Source organism: Kitasatospora sp. NPDC001547, from assembly GCF_042894165.1.
Classification (GTDB): domain Bacteria; phylum Actinomycetota; class Actinomycetes; order Streptomycetales; family Streptomycetaceae; genus Kitasatospora.
In genome coordinates, this window is sequence record NZ_JBIAVL010000009.1 from 288,458 (window position 1) to 307,494 (window position 19,037).

At 74.4% G+C, this 19,037-nt stretch carries 25 protein-coding genes; 15 read left to right on the forward strand and 10 right to left on the reverse strand.

Translation table 11 applies throughout. From position 1 onward, the window contains the following. Window positions 1-1,541: 1,541 nt before the first annotated feature. From ACFY0X_RS19275 to ACFY0X_RS19290, 4 genes are all read right to left on the reverse strand, one after another. The gene (locus ACFY0X_RS19275) at window positions 1,542-1,919 is read right to left on the reverse strand and encodes a hypothetical protein (protein WP_387756122.1); all 378 of its coding nucleotides are present in this window, start codon (window positions 1,917-1,919) and stop codon (window positions 1,542-1,544) included. Between the two features lie 32 nt (window positions 1,920-1,951). Beyond that, window positions 1,952-2,347, reverse strand: coding sequence for a copper chaperone PCu(A)C (locus ACFY0X_RS19280; RefSeq protein WP_387756124.1), 396 nt, complete (start codon window positions 2,345-2,347; stop codon window positions 1,952-1,954). Between the two features lie 222 nt (window positions 2,348-2,569). Next, complete coding sequence (locus ACFY0X_RS19285) at window positions 2,570-2,818, reverse strand: hypothetical protein (protein WP_387756126.1); 249 nt, start codon at window positions 2,816-2,818, stop codon at window positions 2,570-2,572. A 186-nt stretch (window positions 2,819-3,004) separates the two neighbouring features. Beyond that, window positions 3,005-4,306 carry an alpha/beta fold hydrolase gene (locus ACFY0X_RS19290; RefSeq protein ID WP_387756128.1) on the reverse strand — a complete coding sequence of 434 codons (1,302 nt, stop codon included), beginning with the start codon at window positions 4,304-4,306 and terminating at the stop codon, window positions 3,005-3,007. 562 nt (window positions 4,307-4,868) lie between these two features. Here ACFY0X_RS19290 and ACFY0X_RS19295 point away from each other — a divergent pair. After that, entirely contained in the window at window positions 4,869-5,768 is a 900-nt protein-coding gene (locus ACFY0X_RS19295; RefSeq protein WP_387756130.1) for a GNAT family N-acetyltransferase, read from the forward strand. 55 nt (window positions 5,769-5,823) lie between these two features. Here the strand turns inward: ACFY0X_RS19295 and ACFY0X_RS19300 are convergent, their stop codons facing one another. Beyond that, entirely contained in the window at window positions 5,824-6,030 is a 207-nt protein-coding gene (locus tag ACFY0X_RS19300) for a DUF397 domain-containing protein (protein ID WP_387756132.1), read from the reverse strand. Beyond that, entirely contained in the window at window positions 6,015-6,854 is an 840-nt protein-coding gene (locus ACFY0X_RS19305; protein ID WP_387756134.1) for a helix-turn-helix domain-containing protein, read from the reverse strand. The genes ACFY0X_RS19300 and ACFY0X_RS19305 overlap by 16 nt, the downstream gene beginning before the upstream one ends. A gap of 115 nt (window positions 6,855-6,969) precedes the next feature. Between ACFY0X_RS19305 and ACFY0X_RS19310 the strand changes: the two genes are divergently transcribed. From ACFY0X_RS19310 to ACFY0X_RS19320, 3 genes are read left to right on the forward strand one after another with little or no spacing between them, the layout of a single operon-like run. After that, window positions 6,970-7,167, forward strand: coding sequence for a hypothetical protein (locus ACFY0X_RS19310; RefSeq protein ID WP_387756136.1), 198 nt, complete (start codon window positions 6,970-6,972; stop codon window positions 7,165-7,167). A gap of 5 nt (window positions 7,168-7,172) precedes the next feature. Beyond that, a complete protein-coding gene (locus tag ACFY0X_RS19315) occupies window positions 7,173-7,418 on the forward strand; it encodes a hypothetical protein (RefSeq protein ID WP_387756138.1) in 246 nt (81 codons plus the stop codon). A gap of 35 nt (window positions 7,419-7,453) precedes the next feature. Next, window positions 7,454-7,921, forward strand: a complete 468-nt coding sequence (locus ACFY0X_RS19320; protein WP_387756140.1) for an NUDIX domain-containing protein — start codon at window positions 7,454-7,456, stop codon at window positions 7,919-7,921. Between the two features lie 89 nt (window positions 7,922-8,010). On the opposite strand, the gene cpt is transcribed toward ACFY0X_RS19320, so the two are convergent. Further along, on the reverse strand, window positions 8,011-8,553 hold the full coding sequence (gene cpt, locus ACFY0X_RS19325; protein WP_387756142.1) for a chloramphenicol phosphotransferase CPT: 543 nt from the start codon (window positions 8,551-8,553) through the stop codon (window positions 8,011-8,013). A 216-nt stretch (window positions 8,554-8,769) separates the two neighbouring features. Between cpt and ACFY0X_RS19330 the strand changes: the two genes are divergently transcribed. Both ACFY0X_RS19330 and ACFY0X_RS19335 read left to right on the forward strand, forming a co-directional pair. Next, window positions 8,770-9,378 carry a DUF2306 domain-containing protein gene (locus ACFY0X_RS19330; RefSeq protein ID WP_387756144.1) on the forward strand — a complete coding sequence of 203 codons (609 nt, stop codon included), beginning with the start codon at window positions 8,770-8,772 and terminating at the stop codon, window positions 9,376-9,378. A gap of 245 nt (window positions 9,379-9,623) precedes the next feature. Then, complete coding sequence (locus tag ACFY0X_RS19335) at window positions 9,624-10,028, forward strand: hypothetical protein (RefSeq protein WP_387756146.1); 405 nt, start codon at window positions 9,624-9,626, stop codon at window positions 10,026-10,028. Window positions 10,029-10,133: 105 nt separating this feature from the next. Here ACFY0X_RS19335 and sigJ read toward each other — a convergent pair whose 3' ends face one another. Next, window positions 10,134-11,102: an RNA polymerase sigma factor SigJ gene (gene sigJ, locus ACFY0X_RS19340; RefSeq protein WP_387756148.1), complete on the reverse strand. Its 969-nt coding sequence runs from the start codon at window positions 11,100-11,102 to the stop codon at window positions 10,134-10,136. A gap of 169 nt (window positions 11,103-11,271) precedes the next feature. Here sigJ and ACFY0X_RS19345 point away from each other — a divergent pair, with 169 nt between their 5' ends. The 4 genes from ACFY0X_RS19345 to ACFY0X_RS19360 all read left to right on the forward strand — a co-directional run bounded on the left by ACFY0X_RS19345 (window position 11,272) and on the right by ACFY0X_RS19360 (window position 13,560). Then, window positions 11,272-11,748, forward strand: a complete 477-nt coding sequence (locus ACFY0X_RS19345) for a carboxymuconolactone decarboxylase family protein (RefSeq protein WP_387756150.1) — start codon at window positions 11,272-11,274, stop codon at window positions 11,746-11,748. A gap of 44 nt (window positions 11,749-11,792) precedes the next feature. Next, window positions 11,793-12,179: a DoxX family protein gene (locus ACFY0X_RS19350; RefSeq protein ID WP_387756152.1), complete on the forward strand. Its 387-nt coding sequence runs from the start codon at window positions 11,793-11,795 to the stop codon at window positions 12,177-12,179. A gap of 232 nt (window positions 12,180-12,411) precedes the next feature. After that, window positions 12,412-12,930 (forward strand): SixA phosphatase family protein, encoded by a 519-nt coding sequence (locus ACFY0X_RS19355; protein WP_387756154.1) that lies wholly within the window; start codon window positions 12,412-12,414, stop codon window positions 12,928-12,930. A 135-nt stretch (window positions 12,931-13,065) separates the two neighbouring features. After that, a complete protein-coding gene (locus tag ACFY0X_RS19360) occupies window positions 13,066-13,560 on the forward strand; it encodes an EF-hand domain-containing protein (protein WP_387756156.1) in 495 nt (164 codons plus the stop codon). A 90-nt stretch (window positions 13,561-13,650) separates the two neighbouring features. Here ACFY0X_RS19360 and ACFY0X_RS19365 read toward each other — a convergent pair whose 3' ends face one another. After that, complete coding sequence (locus ACFY0X_RS19365) at window positions 13,651-14,310, reverse strand: histone deacetylase (RefSeq protein WP_387756158.1); 660 nt, start codon at window positions 14,308-14,310, stop codon at window positions 13,651-13,653. Window positions 14,311-14,544: 234 nt separating this feature from the next. Between ACFY0X_RS19365 and ACFY0X_RS19370 the strand changes: the two genes are divergently transcribed. Continuing rightward, entirely contained in the window at window positions 14,545-14,793 is a 249-nt protein-coding gene (locus ACFY0X_RS19370) for a DUF4287 domain-containing protein (protein ID WP_387756160.1), read from the forward strand. Between the two features lie 26 nt (window positions 14,794-14,819). On the opposite strand, the gene ACFY0X_RS19375 is transcribed toward ACFY0X_RS19370, so the two are convergent. After that, window positions 14,820-15,545 (reverse strand): class I SAM-dependent methyltransferase, encoded by a 726-nt coding sequence (locus ACFY0X_RS19375; RefSeq protein ID WP_387756162.1) that lies wholly within the window; start codon window positions 15,543-15,545, stop codon window positions 14,820-14,822. Between the two features lie 338 nt (window positions 15,546-15,883). Between ACFY0X_RS19375 and ACFY0X_RS19380 the strand changes: the two genes are divergently transcribed. The 4 genes from ACFY0X_RS19380 to ACFY0X_RS19395 are packed head-to-tail and all read left to right on the forward strand — an operon-like array spanning window position 15,884 to window position 18,532. After that, entirely contained in the window at window positions 15,884-16,003 is a 120-nt protein-coding gene (locus tag ACFY0X_RS19380; protein WP_387756164.1) for a lasso RiPP family leader peptide-containing protein, read from the forward strand. A 10-nt stretch (window positions 16,004-16,013) separates the two neighbouring features. Next, window positions 16,014-17,846 carry an asparagine synthase-related protein gene (locus ACFY0X_RS19385; protein WP_387756166.1) on the forward strand — a complete coding sequence of 611 codons (1,833 nt, stop codon included), beginning with the start codon at window positions 16,014-16,016 and terminating at the stop codon, window positions 17,844-17,846. A gap of 15 nt (window positions 17,847-17,861) precedes the next feature. Beyond that, window positions 17,862-18,119, forward strand: coding sequence for a lasso peptide biosynthesis PqqD family chaperone (locus tag ACFY0X_RS19390; protein WP_387756168.1), 258 nt, complete (start codon window positions 17,862-17,864; stop codon window positions 18,117-18,119). After that, a complete protein-coding gene (locus tag ACFY0X_RS19395) occupies window positions 18,116-18,532 on the forward strand; it encodes a lasso peptide biosynthesis B2 protein (protein ID WP_387756170.1) in 417 nt (138 codons plus the stop codon). The genes ACFY0X_RS19390 and ACFY0X_RS19395 overlap by 4 nt, the downstream gene beginning before the upstream one ends. The last annotated feature ends 505 nt before the right edge of the window (window positions 18,533-19,037 follow it).

Genomic DNA, 19,037 nt, shown 5'->3' on the forward strand with positions numbered 1-19,037 from the left:
TCGGCTCGGCAACTCCGCCAGGCCGCGCGGCCAACGGGCCCCAGCACCACTGCCCGACTCTCGGGAACCGGCCCGGACGGCGGGGGAACGTCGGCCTGCCGTCCAGCGGCGGCAGGCGGCGGGCCCGGCACCCGTCGCAGCCCTCGCCGTCACCCGAGGAACAGTCTCGGCTCGGCAACTCCGCCAGGCCGCGCGGCCAACGGGCCCCAGCACTACTGCCCGACTCTCGGGAACCGGCCCGGTCGACGGGGGAACGTCGGCCTGCCGTCAGCGGCGGCTGGCGGCGGGCCCGGCACCCGTCGCAGCCCTCGCCGTCACCCGAGGGACAGCCTCGGCTCGGCAACTCCGTCAGGCCGCAGGGCGATCGCGTCCAACGGCCCCGGCCGCCACCACTGGCCGCCCCTCAGGAACCGGCTCGGCCCGACCCCCACGACCGGCGAATCTCGACCTGTGGTCACGCAAGTGTCGCCCCGCGCAGCCCAGGACGCGGAGCACTGGCAGGGACGGGAGCCGACATCCGAGGAACAGCCTGTGCTCGGCAGCTTCGCCAGGCCGCGCGGCGATTGCGACCAACGGGCCCGCCGCCACCACTGGCCGCCCCTCAGGAGCGGGGCCTGGGCCGGGCTCGGACGGCAGGGGAACGTCGGCCTGCCGTCAGCGGCGGCAGGCGGCGAGCCCGGCACCCGTCGCAGCCCCGCTGCCCGCCGAGGAGCAGCCTCTGCTCGCAACTCCGCCGGGCCGTGCGGCGATCGCGGCCAACGGGCCCCGCCACCACCACTGCCCGCCCCTCGGGAACCGGCCCGGACGACAGGGGAACGTCGGCCTGCCGTCAGCGGCGGCAGGCGGCGGCCCCGACACCCGTCGCATCCCCGCCACCCGCCGAGGGGCAGCCTCGGCTCGGCAACTCCGCCAGGCCGCACGGCGATCGCGGCGAAACTGGCCGGGCCCCCTCGGGAACCGGCCTGGGTCCGGCCCGCACGGCAGGGGAACGTCGGCCTGCCGTCAAGTGGCGGGCCTGGTACCCGTCGCACTCCTGCTGCCGCCCGAGGAACAGCCTCGGTTCGGCAACTCCGCCGGACCGCGTGGCGATCGCGGCGAACGGGCCCCCGCCGCCCCCACCACTGCCCGCCCCCTCGGGGGAGCGGGCCCGGGCCCGGCCCTCACGACCGGCGAATGTCGACCTGTTGTCACGCAAGTGTCGCCCCGCGCCGTCCAGGACGCGGAGCGCTGGCAGGGACGGGGTCCGGTGCCCGAGGGACAGTCTCGGCTCGGCAACTCCGCCAGGCCGCGTGGCGATCGCGGCCAACGGGCCCGCGACCTCCATCCAGGAGGACGCCCCCCCTGAGCATCGGCAGGAAGCTCGCCTCGACCACGGCCCCGATCGGCACCCTTGCCCCGCCGGCCCGGTGCCCCGCCCCACGCCTCGCGCTGCGCCGCGGGGCGGCGCCGCCCGGCTCCCCGCCCGGGCGTGAGGAGTGGGAAGTCGGCTGGGCCGACTTCCCACGCCGGGGCGCCGTTCGCGGATGGGCGGCGGGGGCGGCCTACTTCTCGATGGTGATGTCCTTGAAGCTGATGACGAAGGCGTCCGGGTCGTCGTCCTCGTCCAGGTGGTAGGTGGTGCTGGCCCAGGCGTCGGCGAGGCGGACGCGGCGGGAGGTGGGGTCGGCGGGGTCCCCGGCGATCAGGACGACGTCCTGGTGGGTGCTGGTGTTCTCGACGTCCTCGACCCAGGTGGTGGTGGCCTCGTGGCGCTCCTCGCCACGGGTGAGCAGTACGTCGCCCCACAGCGGGACCGGGGCCTTGACGCCGGTGGTCAGGAGGGCGTCGAGGTCGAGTTCGGAGCCGACGAGGGTGAGCTTGGTGACGGAGCCGAGTGCTTCGGCCCGGTCGTCGCCGAGGTCGAGGTGGTACGTGGTCATGTCCGGATCTCCAGGTGGCGCGGGCGGCGGGGTCAGTACAGCTCGGGGGAGGTGCGCACGGGGATCCTGACCTTGAGGACGGTGCCGTCGTCGAGGAAGAAGATGACGCGGGCGTTGTCCCCGGGGGTGATCAGGCGGGTCGGCTTCTCCAGCATGAGGTGGTACTGGCCCGGCGCGAAGGCGAACCCGCCCTTGGCGGAGAGGGTCACCTTGTCGAGCTTGACCGTCTTCGAGCTCTCCGCGTCGGTGACGGTCTGGTAGATCGTGATGTTCCGGTAGTCCGGGCTCTTGATCCTGGTGATCTCGTAGCGCTTGTCGGCGGAGTTGTCGAGCGTGATGTAGCCCGCGGCCGGCAGGGCGTTCGGCAGCCAGCGGATCCAGGCGGACTTGTCCCTGACCTTGATGTCGGTGGTGACCGGAGTCTTCATGCGGTGTGGCTCCCCTCGGCGGGGCCGCCGTCCGGCCCCGGGGCGGCCGGCACACCGCGTGGCCGGACGATCACGCAAGGAGGGTCGCGGAAGATCACCCGATCGGGTGGCGGCAGGGCCCCGCCGCCCCCGTGGCGGGGCGGCGGGGCCGTCAACCGGGCCCGGCCGGAGCCGAGTTGGGCGAGAAGCCGGCCGGGCCGGCTTCCCGCTCCCCGCAACGTCCTAGAAGAACCAGACGGAGAGCCGGGCCGTGCTCGGGGCGACGTCGCAGAAGTAGCCGACCGCCTGCCCGCGGGCCACGTAGGCCTGCCCGGCGGCGTCGCACGCCGCGCCGCTGGGATACATGCCGACGTAGGTGTAGCCGGTCGTCCTGGTGGTGGACGCCTGGGCGGCGGGGGCGGCCGCGAGGCCGCCCGCGACCGTGAGCAGTGCGGCCAGGGCCATGCTGGAAACCGCTGTGCGAAGTGCCATGTCGGTGTCTTCCTCGCTCCGGGGAGAACGCCGCAGTCCGCTTCCCGGCGTTCGGCGCAGAGCCTTCCGGAACCCCGGATTCGAGGCAATGGTAGAGACCAATTTGGCAGAAAACAGTCGATCACCGGAGCCGGCCCGTCCCCGCGCCCACCCGGCGGGTCGACCACGGCGGCACACGCGCCCCGGCTACGGCCGGGTGCAGGTCGGGTCGGTCTGCGGCAGGCGTCCGCCGGCCAGGTAGGCGTTGACCGCTTCGTCCACGCACGCGTTGCCGTAGAGCCCGTAGAGCCCGTGCCGGTCGGCGCCCCGCAGGGTGAGCAGCCGCGAGCCGGGCAGCATCGAGTGCGGCGCGACGCCGTCCCGGTAGGGGGTGCGCGGGTCCCCGGTGGCGGCGAGGATCAGCACCCGGGCATCGCGGCGCACCTCGACGGGGGGACCGCCCGGCAAGTCCCGGAACGCGCAGGGGCTGATGTCGTCGAGCAGCGGTGCGAACAGCGGGTGCTCGGCGCGGCCTCGCTCGATCCGGCGCCAGTACTCCTGCGGGTCGCGGGCGGCCGGGCCGTCCGCGCACAGCACGGCCCGGGCACTGCCGGCCGGCGAGGACCCCTGCGCGGTGAACAGCAGGCGCAGCAGGGCGGTGGTCGCGGCCGAGGGCGTGACCGGCCGGCCCGCCGCGGCCTGGGCCGGCTGCGCCATCTGCTCGGCGAGGGCCGCGCGTTGCGGGTCGGTGTCGTCCGCGAGCGCGATGAACAGCAGCACCGGGACGCGGGTGTCGTCGAGTTCGAAGGCGTCGGCGCCGCTGCCGACCAGGAGTGGGCGGGCCGCGGCCGCCTCGACCGTGCGCAGGATCCCGGCGCTCACCTCCTCGCGGGTGCGGCCGAGCCCGTAGCGGTCGTGCCGGGCCGCCGCCCGGTCGGCCCAGTGGGCGAAGGCGTGCTCGTTCTCCGCCACCGTGTCGGGCAGCAGCGCGGGCCCGGTGTGGCGCGGGACGGTGGCGCCGTCCAGGACCACCCGGTCGAGGCGGCCGGGGAACAGCTGCGTGTACACCGTGCCGAGGCAGGTGCCGTAGGACAGGCCGAGGAAGGAGATCCTGCGCTCGCCGAGCGCGCCGCGGGCCCATGTCCATGTCCCGGGCCGTGGGGACGGTGCCCGCGTAGGGCAGCAGGTCGCCGGCCGCCGAACGGCACCTGGCCGCGAGGTCCCGGTGGAGGGCGACCTGGCGCTCGAAGGAGGCGCGGCCGGTCCCGGCGCAGAAGAGGCCGCCGACGGGCCGGCCGCAGTCCAGCGGGGTGCTGCGGCCGGCGAAACGCGGGTCCGGGCCGACGATGTCGTAGCGGCCGGCGGTGTCCTTGAGCGCGGCGCGCACCCGCAGGGGCGCGCCGAGCGTGGGGGCGGCGGGGCCGCCGTCGTCGAGCGGCGGCGTGCCGATCCGGTGGCGGGTGTCGGTGGCCGCGATCCGGGAGAGCGCCGGCGTGAGGGTGCGGCCACGGGGGTCGGCGTAGTCGAGCGGCACGGTGACGTCCGCGCAGCGGGCGCCGGCCTGCCGCAGTGCGGCGCCCACCGGGTCGTCGGGGCCCTGGAGGCAGCTGTGCCGGCCGAGGCGCTGGTGATAGTAGCGGCCGAGCCGCGGCGCGGGGGCGGGGGACGCGGGCGGCGCGGCGGCGGCCACGGTCAGGCCCGCCGCGAGGGCGAGGCCGGCCGCGACGGTGCGGCGGCGGTGGAGGGAGGGCATGAGGGCTCCTCGACGGCTGTCGGATCCGGTCGCAGGAGCATCCCCGCCCGCCCCGCCCGGCCGCGCACGGGGCGGGCGGGGCAGCCGGACGGACGCCTCCCGTTCCCTCGCGATCCCCGCCGGTCGAGAAGCGCGGGAATCCGTGGACGGACCCGCCGAAGATCACCTATCGTGTGTGGATCACGCCCTGAGACGGACGGAAGGAGGCGAGTGCCGTGCAGTTCACACCATTCCAGCGCTCCCTCGTCCACTGTCCCGGCGTGGTTCGTCAGTTCTGACCGGGAGCGCCCCAAGCAGGCCCGTATCCCGGAGGAATCCATGACCGACCTGGTCATCCGCGCGCTCTGCGCGAGCGACGCTCATCTCTTCGACGCACTGCCCGACCCCCTGGGCGCCCGTGAAGGCCATCGGCGTACCCGCTTCCGCCCCGACTGGAAGCGCGTGGCCCTGCGCGACGGCGAGGTCGTCGCACGCGGCGCGTGGTGGGGCGGCCCCGACGACTCGGAGCCCGTCAACATCAACTGGTTCGACGTCGCCGAGGGCGAGGAGGAGGCCGGAGCCGAACTCCTGCGCTCCGCTCCCTGGAAGGTCGAACTCGAGATCAACCTGCCCGGCGGCTGGCGGGAGCAGGCCGACCTGCGCGCCGGCGCCGAGGCCCGCTTCGCCGCCGCACGAGCCGCGGGCTACGAACTCCTGGTGGAACGCCTCCTGTACCGCTGGACCCCGCAGCGGGGCCTGCCCGAGCGGCCCGGACGCCTGCGCTTCGGCGCGGAACCCGACGACGCCGTGTTCTTCGACGCGTTGCGCCGCATCCACTCCGTCACCCTGGACGCCCACGCGCTCAGGGCCATCGAGGAGGGCGGCCTCGACCAGGCCGCCCAGGAGGAACTCGACTTCTTCCACTGGTGCCCCTCCCCGCGCGAGTGGTGGCAGACCGCCCGCACGCCGGAAGGCGAACTGGCCGGCATCCACATCCCGGCCCACAACCCCTCCGGCCCGACCATCGGCTTCATCGGAGTCGTCCCGGAACAGCGCGGCCGCGGCTACGCCTACGACCTCCTCGCGGAGTGCACCCACCTCCTCGCCGAACAGGGCGCGGAGTTCATCGGCGGGGCGACGGACCGGGGCAACTACCCCATGGCCGCGCACTTCGCCAAAGCGGGCTTCCCCGTCATCCGTGAACGCATCAACTTCCTGCCGGCGGACCACGCCGCCTGAGGAGGAGCAGCACGCGGTGAGCGGTCCGGTGCCGAAGGCCGGCCCGGACCGCTCATCAGACGTCGAACTCGCCGGTGCGGACGGCGGTGACGAAGGCCTGCCAGGCGGGGGAGGAGAAGAGGAGGGCCGGACCGGAGGGGTCCTTGGAGTCGCGTACCGGCATGACGCCGGCGAAGCCGTCGGCGACCTCGATGCACTGCCCACCGCCTCCGCCACTGTACGAACTCTTCCGCCAGGAAGCCTCCGTCAGGTCGACATCCACTCCAGGTCCCTCCTCGTCGCACGGATGAAAGCCAGCGATTCGGCCTGACCGAGGGCCTCGATCGCCAGCCGATCGTAGCTCTTGACTAGCGCGCCAACCGACTTGGTATCGCGATCAATGTACCCGCGTTGCTCAACCTCGCCATAAGCAAGAACTTTGCGGTTAGGCATGGTAAGGAGAGTCGCCATGTGCGTGAACGGCCGGTGTTCGCCCAGGGAATACGGTGCCACCTGGATGACCACGTTGCCGCGGGTGGTCAACTGCTCAAGATGGAGGAGCTGTTCGACCATGACGTCACGTCCGCCGACGATCCGCCTGAGGCAGCTCTCGTCCAGCACCACATGCAGGAGTGGCGGCTGGGGCCGCTCCAAGATCTTCTGGCGGGCGAGCCGGAATTCGATACGTTCCTCGGCGAGCTTCTCGCTCGTGTCGGTTTGCCTGGCGTAGCCCATTTCGATGGCTGTTGCGTAGGCCCGGGTCTGGAGAAGCCCGTTGACGATGTTGATCTCGATGATTCGGATCTGTTCCGCGAGGGCCTCGTACCGGGCGTACTCCGGGAACCCCTCCAGGATCGCGGCGTTCTTCAGCTGGTACCACATCAGCAGCATGGTGCCGCCGGTGTCGAGCGCGATGTCGGACAGCTCGGCAAGCTTGCGACTCGGGGGCCGGTGCGCAAGTTCGATGTAGGACAGGTGCGAGGGGGAGCACCCGATGAGCGGGGCCAGCTCCTCTTGGAGCAGGTCCTTGGCCTCTCGGAAAGCGCGGAGTTGGATTCCGAAGGGGGCCCAGGGGCTGGACTCCGGGTCGATCTTCTTCTTGTTCATGGCAGCCCTCAACTTCCGTGCGGCCCACTGGCAAGTAGCAGGCCGCTTCCCATGCTAGGTGACCTTGCGCCAGCATGTGCACAGAACGTGAAACTCCGATCGCAGAGAGTTCCCCATGCCCCACGACCAACTCCCCCGCCTCCACGGCTACGGCGTCCGCTGGGACCCGCAGGCCGACCGCTACCGGGTCCGCAACGAGCTCACCGGTGAGTGGCTGCGCCAACCCACCGGTGAACTCGCCTCCTTCACCTTCTTCGGGGACGCCTACAGCGCCTGGCGCGCCTTCGAGGTCCACAAGCGGCCGGGGGAGTGACCACCGTGTCCTCCACCCTCTCCCGCGCGACCGCCGAGCAGCGCCGGCAGGCCGCCGAGGTCCTCGACGACCTCACCACCGTCCTCGCCCTCGGCGGCGTCCGGCTCCCCACGCTGGAAGTCGACTGGGACACCGGCCGGCTGACGTGCAGCTACCTGCTCCACCTCACCGCCCGCCCGCTCGACCTGCTGCGCATGGTCGACCTGCTCCGCAAGGGCCTGCGCTACGAGCGTCTGACCTGGGACGACTGAACTCCCCCGCCGTGTCGAGAAAGTGACCTGCCCCCGTGCAAGACCCCCGCCTGCTCGCCAAGCCCCCCGTCTGCCGGCTCGGCTGCCTCGTCCTCGTCCGCAACCAGCGCGGCGACGTCCTGCTGGTCGACCCGGACTACATGGACGGCATGATCCTCCCGGGCGGCTCCGCCCGCCCCAACGAGCCCCCGCACCTGGCCGCCGCCCGCCACCTGCACGCCGACACCGGGCTGATCGCGCGTCTGACCGACGTCCTCGCCGTCGACTTCACCCCGGCCGACCGCTACCTGCAACGCCTCAACCTCGTCTTCGACGGCGGCACCGTCCCCGACAGCACCCGGATCACCGTCCCGGCGCAGCGCAGGAGCGGTCTGCTGGGCGCCCGCTTCGTGCCCGCCGTCGCCCTGCCGGACTTCATGGCGCCCTCCCAGGCCGCCCGCGCGGCCGAGGCCCTCGTCAACCGCTCCCTGCCCGTCCTCCTCCACGGCCAGCGCGCCGCCTGACCCGACCTGCCCCGACCTGCCCCGGCCCGGCGCGGAAGTTCCGCGCCGGGCCGGGGGTGTGTGCGCCGCGCCGTGGGCGTGCCGAGCCTTCAGGGCCGGGAGGACGTCACCTGCGCGGCGATGGCCCGTGCGCACTCCATCGCCTCGGCGTGTGTGGTGTCCACCTCCAGGTCGTAGACCACGCCCCGGTGGACCGCATCCGCCTGGGACGCGGCCATCCCGATGATCCGGTCGCCCCGTGCGACCTCGCGGTCCGCGGCCACCGCACTGTCGCACCGGACGCCGACCCACAGCACCCGCAGACCGTGCAGGGCCTTGTGCCACCGCTGCTGCGAGTGCGCTCCGCTCAGGAACACCTCGTCGACGACGACCCGGGCGCCCGCACGGGCCATCGCGGCGATCCCCTCGATCCACGCCGCCTCCAGTGCCCGCAGTTCCGGCCCGACGACCACCTCCCCGTCCGGCGCGAATTCGATCCCCGCGTCCGACGCCTGCAGGGACGCCGGTGCCGCGTCGAGCAGCGTGTCGACCCCGAGGACCAGCCACGGATCCGGCAGGACCGCCTGCAGGCACCGGGCGATCCCGGACTTCCCCGCGCTGGAACCACCGTTGAGAACGATCACTTCAGTCATCACCACGCCACAGTAGGGGCGCCCCGGCGATCCCCGAAAAGATTTTCCGCGCGGGCCGCCCGCCTCCCGCCGCCCGGTGATCTTCCCGGTCACCGGCTCCGGCCGTCGGGTGGGGGCATCTGCCTTCCCCCGTACGGCGGACGAGGGTTCTTTGAGGGTGCTTCTCAGGGTCCACCCGGATACCCCTCGGGGCCCGGCAGGCCCGAGACTCGACCCATGCGCATCACACGGGCCGGTTGGGCCGTCATGACGGTGCTCTCCACCTTCATCGTCGTCAGCTCCGCCAAGTACTTCAGCTTCGACCCGGCGGCGTACTTCGCACACCAGCGCGCCACCTACCTGAGCCACCAAGTCCCGCTCGCCGTCCACGTATTCGGCGCCGTCACGGCGCTGGCGGTCGGGCCGTGGCAGTTCTCCGGGCGCCTGCGCGAACGCCTCCCGCGCTGGCACCGCCGCATCGGCGTCGCCTACCTGCTCGCCTGCCTGGTCGGCGGGGTGGGGGCGCTGCTGCTGGCGCCCGTCGCGTACGGGGGCGCGCTCTCGGGGGCCGGCTTCGCGGGCCTGGCCGCGGCCTGGCTGGTGACCGGCGGCGCCGGGCTACGGGCGGTCCTCGACGGCCGGGTGGCCGACCACCGCCGCTGGATGATCCGCAGCTTCGCGCTCACCTTCGCCGCCGTCACCCTGCGGCTGATGCTGCTCGCCGCGACGACGGCCGGCCTGGACTTCCGCGCCTCCTACACCGCCATCGCCTGGCTGTGCTGGGTGCCCAACCTGGCGCTGGCCTGCTGGTTCACCCGCACCCGGCGGGCCCCCGCGCCGGCGTGAGCGGGCGGCGCCCGGTTCCCCGCCGCCGCAGTGGCAGTGGCAGTGGCAGTGGCAGTGGCCGGCGCCGGCGCCGGCGCCGCGCCCCGCGCGTTAGCCCGGCCGGGCAGCGGTGTTCCGCTGCCCGGGTAACCGGCTACCCGCCCGGGAGGCCGGCCCGGTGGTTCGGGTACGCATCGGTGTATGCCGACGGGGGATCAGATCCCGTCGACGGACCCCGAGAACCCTTGAACCATCAGGAGGCCTCCATGGCCCGCACCAAGCCCCTGGTCCTGACCGCCCTCGCCGCCGTCGCCGTCCTGGCCGCGAGCACGGCGGCCGCCGTCGCCGACGACAAGCCCGCCGGGAAGCCCGTCGACAAGCCGGCCGTCGTCGTCCCCGACGACCAGCCCCCCGTCGGCCCCTCGCTGCTGGCCGCGCACACCCCGGTCTCCGGCACCCCGGTCAGCGTGGCCCCGGGCGCCAACGGGATCGCCACCGTGACCTGTCCCTCCGGCCAGGTGCCCACCGGCGGTGGCGGCCAGACCAGCGCCTTCCGGATCTTCTTCACCGACTCCTACCCGAGCTCCGGCAACTCCTGGGTCGTGCGCGGCACCAACACCGGCACCGCGACCGAGACCATCTCGGCGACCGCCATCTGCACCATCCCCTGACCCGCGGGACGCGCACGCCGAACGACCCGGGCCCGGCTGTCGGGCCCGGGTCGTCCCGCGTCCCGGGCCGGCGTCCCGCGTCCCGTTCGCCGCGGTCACCGCCGGTCACTTCGGTGACGGCAGCAGCCCCACGTCCGAGACCGGCCCGAGGTGGGCGAGCTTGTCGGGGTTGGACACGGCGTGGACCGCCCGCACCGCGCCGCCGGCGTCGATGTCCAGCTCGATGACGCTGGCCACCCGCTGCTCGGCGTCGTACAGCACCGCGCCCGGGCGGCCGTTGACCCGCGCGGGGACCAGGCGCACGCCCAGGCGGCGGATGCGGCGCAGCCCGCCGACCAGCAGTTGGGCGACGCGGCGCGGGTCGGTGACGCACTGGGCGAGCGCGCGGGCCTTGCCGCCGCCGTCGCCCTGGAACACCACGTCGGGGGCGAGCATGGCGAGCAGGTCGTCCAGGTCCCCGCCCTCGGCGACCTCGAAGAAGCGCCGGGCCAGCTCCTCGCCCTGCGCGCGCCGCGCCGGGGCGGCGGCGAGCGCGCCGTCCTCGGGCGCGGCCAGGCGCTTCCTGGCGCGGGTGAGGATCTGACGGCAGTTCGCCTCGCTCCTGCCCACCATCCGCGCGACCTGCGGGTAGTCGTACCCGAACGCCTCGCGCAGCGTGAACACCGCCCGCTCGACCGGGGACAGGGCCTCCATCAGCACCAGGAACGCCATCGACAGGGTGTCCGCCAGCTCGGCGTGCTCGGCCGGGCCGGGACGCTCGGCGGTGGTGACGACCGGCTCGGGCAGCCACTGGCCGACGTAGGTCTCGCGGCGCACCCGGGCGGACTTCAGGTGGTTGATGCCCAGTCGGGTGACGGTCGTCGTCAGGTACGCCTTGGGGTCGGTGACCGCGGTGCCGGCCTGCTCGGCGCGGGTCAGGTTGAGGAAGGTGTCCTGGACGAGGTCCTCGGCGTCGCCGACCGAACCCGTCATCCCGTAGGCGATGGAGAACAGCAGCGGCCGGTACCCGGCGGCCGCCGACACCGCCGTCCCCGCCGCCGTTCCCGCCGCCGTTCCCGCCGTCGGTCCCGTCATGGAATCCCCCTTTCCGAGCGTGCCCAGCAGGCTATCCGAGGCCCGGCGCCGCCCGTGCGCGGGTGGTGTGACGCAGGTCACGGGGTCGGGGGCGGCGGGAGCCGTCACAAAGCGGCGGGCTGTCCTGTCTTCAAGGGCAGCAACGGCACACACGACCGAGGAGCACACCATGGAACCCCGCCTCGACCCCTTCGCCAGCCCGCTCATCGGCAAGGTCTTCAAGCACCTCATCGCGGCCAACAAGCCCATCGCCGACTCGACCCTGCCCTACGCCGTCCAGGAGCTGGTGCGGATGCGCGCCAGCCAGATCAACGGCTGCGGCGCCTGCCTGGACATGCACTACAAGGAGGCCGTCCACGCGGGGGAGGACCCGGTGCGCCTGGCCCTGGTCGCCGCCTGGCGCGAGACCGACGTGTTCACCGACGCCGAGCGCGCCGCGCTGGAGCTCGCCGAGGAGGGCACCCGGCTCGCCGACGCGGCCGGCGGGGTCAGCGACGAGGTGTGGGAGAACGCTGCCAAGCACTACGACGAGGAGCAGATGGCGGCGCTGGTCAGCCTGATCTCGCTGATCAACGCCTTCAACCGGGCCAACGTGATGATCCGCCAGCCCGGCGGCGGCTACCAGGTCGGCATGTACGGGCACTGACCGGGCCGGCCGGACTGTACGCCGAGGGAGGGAAGGGGAGCACCGTGAACGTCGCGCTGTGGATCGTCGCCTGCCTGCTGGCCGCCGCCTACCTGCTGGGCGGTGCCCTCAAGGTGGTCGCGCCGAAGGAGCGGATCGCCGCCGCCGGGCCCAGCGGCCACTGGGTGGAGGACTTCAGCCCCGGCGGGGTGAAGGCGATCGGCGCCGTCGAGGTGCTGGCGGCCGTCGGGCTGGTGCTGCCCGCCGTGCTCGGCATCGCGCCGGTGTTCGTGCCGCTGGCGGCCGTCGGCCTGGTGCTGCTGATGGCCGGGGCGGCGGCGGTGCGCTGGCGCCGCAGGGAGTACCGGCTCGTGGCGGTCGACGCGGTCTACATCCTGCTGGCCGCCTTCGTGGCCTGGGGGCGCTTCGGTCCCGAACCCTTCCTCAACTGACCCGCCGGGCACGGCCGGTGGGCAAGGCCGGGGCCGCCCGGCGGTACGGCTGCGCACCCGCGGCGGCGCCGTACCACCGGGCGGCCCCGGCCGGAACCGTTCGGTGGATCACTCGTACGGGTGAACATCGCCGGTGCGTCCCGGCCAACGGGACCTCGGCGCGGGCGCGGGCTGCCACGATCGCGGTCGTCGCGCCCCGCGCCCGACCGACGCCGTGAGAGAGGCAAGCCCCATGTCCGAGGAGACGACGCGCCGGATCGTCCTGGTCCGCCACGCCAAGGCCGAATGGTCCGACGGGGACGACCACGAGCGCCCGCTCGCCGAGCGGGGCCGCAAGGACGCGCCGGTGGCCGGCCGCTGGCTCGCCGGCGCCGGCATCACGCCCGACCTCGCGCTCGTCTCGAGCGCCGCGCGGACCCGCGAGACCTGGAAGCTGCTGGCCTCCGAACTCCCGGCCGGGCCGCGGGCCGTGTTCGAGGACCGCCTGTACGAGGCGAGCCCCGGCGAGCTGATCGCGGTCCTCAACGAGACCTCCGACGAGGTGCACGACCTGGTCGTGGTCGGCCACAACCCCGGCGTCCACGCCCTGGCCGACGCCCTGGCCGGCGAGGCCGAGGGGGACCTGCCGGCGCGGATGAACCGCTCCGGCTTCCCGACCTGCGCCGTCGCGGTCCTGACCTTCGCGGGCAGCTGGAAAGCCGTCGAGCACGGCGTCGCCCGGCTCGTCGCCTTCTGGGCGCCGCACGCCTGACGCCCGGCCCGGGCCCGATTGCCTCTTTCGAGTGACCGGCGGCGCGACACCCGTTCCGCAGACCGGACGTGCGACATGGTGAGCCGGACACCCGTCGTGTCAAAGACGTGTACCGGAAAGGGACAGGTGGGTTCCGTGGTGACCAAGGCAGAGCGCGACCACTTCCAGGCGATGTTCAGGAAGCTCGACGCCGACGGTGACGGAGTGATCGAGCAGGTCGACATCGACCAGCTGGTCCAGGAGATGCTGCAGCGCTCCGGCGCCGGCGCCCCGGGCACGGAGACCTGGCGGAGGGTGACGGGCCTGGGCAACCGGCTGTGGCGGGAACTGCTCGCCGCCGTGGACGAGAGCGGGGACCACCAGGTCACCGCCCGGGAGTTTGTCGCCGCCTACCGCAGTCCCGACTTCCTCGACCGGGTCGCCGTCCCGTTCGAGCTCGCCGTCCTCGAGGCGGCCGACACCGACGACGACGGCAGGATCTCCGTCGGAGAGTGGCTGACCTGGCAGCAGGCCAAGGGCATCGTCCTGGCCGAAGTCCTCGACGAGTTCCGGCGGGTCGACGCCGACGGCGACGGCTACCTCACCCGGGAGGAGTGCGCCCAGCACATCAAGCAGGTGTACACCACCTGAGGTCCGCCCCGGCGCCGAACCCGGCGCCGGCCGGGCCGGCGTACCGGGACCGGCCCGGCAGGGTCGGCGCCCGTACGCCGGCCCGGCCGCTCACCCCAGCAGCGCCGCCACCGCCCGCAGCGTCCAGTGCCCGGCCGCGCCCGGGCGGGTGGCGAGGTAGCCGGCCGCGCGCCAGGGCCCCCAGCCGTGCGACTCGGCCAGGCCGGCGGCCAGGGTGCGCAGGTAGGGCGGGGTGGGGGCGTTGAGCTCGGCGCCCGCCACGCCCCGGGAGGCGGTGAAGGTCAGCAGCGGGTGCCCGTCCAACTCGCCGACGTGCAGCAGGGTTTCGTAGCGGCCCGGCCCCAGCTCGGCGCGCCCGGTGGCGAGCACCGGGGCGAGGTCGAGGTCGGCGCCGGGGCGCCGGCGCATCTCCTGGGCGGCCAGGTCGCTGAACTGCCCGGCCGTCAACAGGTAGGCGCGGCAGGGCACGTTGCCGGGCGGGGCCGGGTCGTAGAACGCCGAGCCGCCGCCCCAGGTGAGCGAGAGGTCGGCGAAGTAGAGCGTGCCCGGCAGCGCGGTGGCCACCGTCCGGCGCGGCAGGCGCCGGTCGCGGCCGCCGGGGTGGTCCTGCGCTCCGCCGTCCGGGCGGCCGCCGCGCAGGTAACAGGCGAGGCGGGCGGCGTGCAGGTTCGAGCCGTACGCCACGTACCAGACCAGCGCGCCCCCGTCCGGGCCCCTCGCCGCCGATCCCGGCGCCCCGGTGTCCACCACTCCCGCCACTCCCGCCACCGCCTCTCCCGTCGCACCGCCGCGGTGTCCGGCGATTACCGTTCACCGGCGGGAGCGATCGAAAACCCGCGAAATGACGTTCGATTCGTGCCGTCGCCCGCCGCGGCGGTGGTGTGACGCGGATCACCTCCCGGGGGGCGATGAGTCCGCGGCGCGGTCACGGTCTACCCCCGTGACCGCACCGCTTCCGCCGTGCCCGACCGACAGGAACCGCTCATGACCACCCCCGCCACCCCCGCCCCCGCCACCCCCGCCGCCCCCGCCGCCAAGGGCGGCCCGGCCTCCTACTTCCCCTCCATCGAGAAGAAGTACGGCCGCCCCATCGAGGAGTGGAAGGACCTCATCCGCACCTCCCCGCTCGTCAAGCACATGGAACTCGTCGCCTGGCTCAAGACCGAGCACGGCCTCGGCCACGGCCACGCCAACGCCCTCGTCGCCCACACCCTCGCCGAGAAGACCGCCTGAAACCGCCCGGCCGCGGGGCGAGGGGATCACGGCCTGCGGGCTACGAAGACGAACTCCCGCCCCGGCCGGTCCGGCGCGTCGCGCACCTCCTCCACCGCGAAGCCGCAGGCGGCCAGGTCCCGCCCGACCTCCTCCCGCCCCCGGAACCGCAGCGTCGAATCCGAGGACAGCACCTGCCCGTCCGCGGCGAAGACGTACGTCCACCGCAACGACACCAGCGGCCCGTCCACCGCGACCAGGTCGACCCAGCTCTCGACGGACCCGGCACCCGGCACCCGCGTCACCCGGCGGGAGCGCTCGCGCGTCCACCCCTGCCAGGCGCGGGCGGCCGGGTCGCGGGTCTCGAAGACCAGCCGCCCGCCCGGCCGCAGCGCCCCGAAGGCGCCCCGCAACGTGCCCCGCCACGCGCACGGCCCGGTGATCGCCTGGGCCACGTTCGCCGTCATCGTCGCCAGGTCGACCCGCAGCGGCGGCAGGCCCATGGCGTCGCCGTGGATCCACCGCACCTTCCCGGCACCCGGCTTGGCGCGCGCGACCTCCACCGAGGCGAGCGCCGGATCGACACCCACGACCTCCACACCGCGCGCGGCCGGCAGCAGCGCGAACACCCCCGTGCCGCAGCCGATGTCCAGCACCCGGCCCGCCCCGAACTCCTGCGCCATCCGCAGATACGCGTCGAGATCGCCGCGCCCGGGCTCCAGCCGATCGTAGAGCGCGGCCAGCCGCGGATCCCCGAACTCCTCGTCAGCCATGGCACGACCGTAGGCGAGACACCCGTCGGCGGGACACCCGTGGGGGAGACACCCACCCGGCGCCCCGAGGCGCCCCGAGAAACCCACCCGGGCACCCTACAGGTCTACACCACTGCGTCCACGGCTGGCCGAAACCGGCCCCACCTCCCGCCGCCCCCGCCGCCCGGCTACCCGGGTGCTCAGCCGTCCCGCGAGCGCCTCGGGCCACTCGGGAAGGGCCCGTCGGGTTCCGGCCGAAGCCCCCGCCCCCGCTTGTCCGTCGGCGAACCGAGAGGGAAGAGTGGGTCGGGCCGGCCGGCGATCGTGTCCAACTCCCTTGCCAACGAGAGGACATCGTGATGACCGACGACGTGTACGAGCCCCCGGTGCTGATCGAACTCGGCGACTTCTCGGACCTCACCCGGGGCTTCGACTTCGGCAACCAGTCCGACGTCCACGGCTACTACCTCGTCCCCTGAGGACCGGGCCGTGAGCGGTCACCGACGGACCTGGTTCGTGGTCCTGCCGGACACCGAAGCCGCAGCCGCGGTGGCCGCGGTGTGGGGCACGGCCGACTGCCGTGCCCTGCACCACCCCAGCGGACGCCCCTGGATCCTCGGCCACTGGCCCGACGACCAGCCGGTCACCGCCCAGGCCGGAGCGGTCGCGCTCGCCGTGTTCGGCACCAGCGACACCGACACCCACCACCTGCGCCGCCACGCCGCACACGTGCGCGACCCGTACGACGCCCACACCCTCGCCGCCGACCTGGCCGGCAGCTTCCACCTGATCGCCACCGTCCACGGCACCGTCACCGCCCGCGGCACACTGTCCGGACTGCGCCGCCTCCACCTGGCCGACGTCGACGGCGTCCCCGTCCTGTCCGACCGCGCCGACACCCTGGCCGCCGCGGCCGGCCTCACCCCCTCCACCGAACGCCTCGCCCTGCGCCTGGCCCACCCGCTGCCCCACCCCGCCGACACCCTGCCCCTGTGGCCCGGCATCACCCCCGTACCACCGCACCACACCGCCGAACTCGCCCCCGGCCGCCCCGCCCGCACCCGCGCCCACTGGCACCCCCCGGCCCCCGAACGCCCCCGCCCCGACGCCGCCACCGCACTGCGCCACGCCCTGCACCGCGCCGTCGCCGCCCGCACCCGCGACGGCGGACTCGTCGCCGCCGACCTCTCCGGCGGCCTCGACTCCACCCCCCTGTGCTTCCTCGCCGCCAACGGCCCCGCCGACCTGCTCACCGTCACCATCGGCTCCCTCGACCCCCACCACGACGACGCCGCCTGGGCCGACCGGGCCGCCCGCCACCTGCCCGGCCGACGACTCGTCCTGCCCGCCGAAGAACTCCCCGCGATGTTCGCCGACATCGACACCCCCGCACCCCAGGGCGACGAACCGTTCACCTGGACCCGCACCAGGGCCCGCGACGAAGCCGTCGCCCGACTCCTCGCCACCCACGGCGCCCGACTGCGCATCAGCGGCGAAGGCGGCGACGAGATCCTCCAGGCCCTGCCCGCCTACCTGCGCACCCTCCTCCCACGCCACCCCGCCACCGCCGCCCGCCACCTGCGCGGACACCGCGCCCGCCTGCGCTGGACCCTGCCCGCCGCCCTCGCCGCCCTCACCGACCCCCGGCCCTACCCGGCCTGGCTCGCCCACGCCGCCGACCGCCTCACCCACCCCGCCCCGCCACCCACCACCCAACTCCTCGGCTGGGGAACCGAACCCCGACTGCCGCCCTGGGCCACCGCCCACACCGCCGACCTGGTCCGCGAACAGCTCACAACCCTCAACGACACCGAACCGTCCGCGCCGTTCGCGCCGCTCGCGCCGCCGGCACCGCTCGCGCCGTGGCACGTCCAGCACCAGGCCCTGCACATGCTCCGCCACAGCGCCTCCGCCATGCGCCAACTCATCGACGCCACCGCGCACTTCGGCGTCCCCTTCACCGCCCCCTACCTCGACGACCAGGTCCTCGACGCCTGCCTCGCCGCCGACCCCGCCACCCGCGGCACCCCCTTCGCCTACAAACCCCTGCTCACCCAGGCCCTCGCCCCCGACCTGCCCGCCGACCTCCTACGCCGCACCGGCAAGGGCGACTTCACCCCCGACACCCACCAGGGACTCGCCCGCCACCGCCCCCAACTCGCCGCCCTCACCGAGGACAGCGCCCTGGCCCGCGCCGGCCTGATCGACCCCGACGCCCTGCGCCGGGCCTGCCTCGGGCTCTACCCGCCCCACACCCCCTACGCCGCCCTGGACGCGACCCTCGCCTGCGAACACTGGCTGCGCGCCCACCCGCACCCCTGACCGCAGGAGCCCGACATGGCCGCCGAACTGCGCCCCGACGTGACGCTCACCCCGACCGACGACGGAGCCGTCGTCCTGGACGAACGCTCCGGCCGCTACTACCAGCTCAACCGCACCGGGCTGCACATCCTGCGCGCCCTGCAGCAGGGCCGCACCGCCGACGAGATCGCCGCCGGCCTCGCCGCCCGCCACCCGGTCACCGCCGACCGGGCGCGCTCGGACGTCCAGCGGCTGCACGAGAGTCTGCGCACCGCCGGGCTGGTCACCGGATGAGCCTGCACGCCCACGCCACCCGGACCGGCCGGCCCCCCTGGCACCACCGGCCCGCCGCCCTCGCCGCGATCGGCGCGGCACGGCTGATCGAGAAGCTCCCCCCGGCCCGCATCCGCCGGGTGATGACCGCCCTGCGACGCGGCGCCCGCCCCGCCGACCGGTCCCAGGCCCTCGCCGCCCGCCAGGCCGTGGTCGCCCTCAGCATGCGCTGCGCCGGCCAGGGCTGCCTCCAACGCTCCATCGCCGCAGCCCTGCTGTGCCGCACCCGCGGCACCTGGCCCACCTGGCGCACCGGCGTACGCACCGCCCCCTTCCGCGCCCACGCCTGGATCGAAGCCGACGGCGAACCCGTCGACGAACCCCCCGACCTCGCCCACTTCCACCCCCTGATCACCATCCCCCCAGAACACTGACCCCCGAAGCCGGCCACCCCCACAGAAAGCCGGCCGACCCGACTCCCCACGCGCCCGGCTGCGGACGGCCCCGCGCCGGCACAGGAAGTCGGCGGGCCCGACTCCTCGCGCGCCCGGGGACTCTTCCCCGCTGCGCTGCTCGCGCGCGGAGCCCTGTCGGCCGCACAGGAAGTCGGCGGGCCCGACTTCCCGCGCCTTCGGGGGCCCGTGCCGCTTGGTGTGGGTGGAACTCCGCTGGCCGCACAGATAGTCGGCGGGCCCGACCTCTCGTGTGCCCGGGGCTCTTCTCCGCTGCGCTGCTCGCGGGCGGAGCCCTGTTGGCCGCGCAGGAAGTCGGCGGGGTCGACTTCTCGTGTGCCCAGGGACTCTTCTCCGCTGCGCTGCTCGCGGGTGGAACTCCGGTGGCCGCGCAGGAAGTCGGCGGGCCCGACTTCCCGCGCCTTCGGGGCCCGTGGGGCTCGGGCGTGGGTGGAGCTCCGGAGGTGGCGCGTAGGAAGTCGCTCGC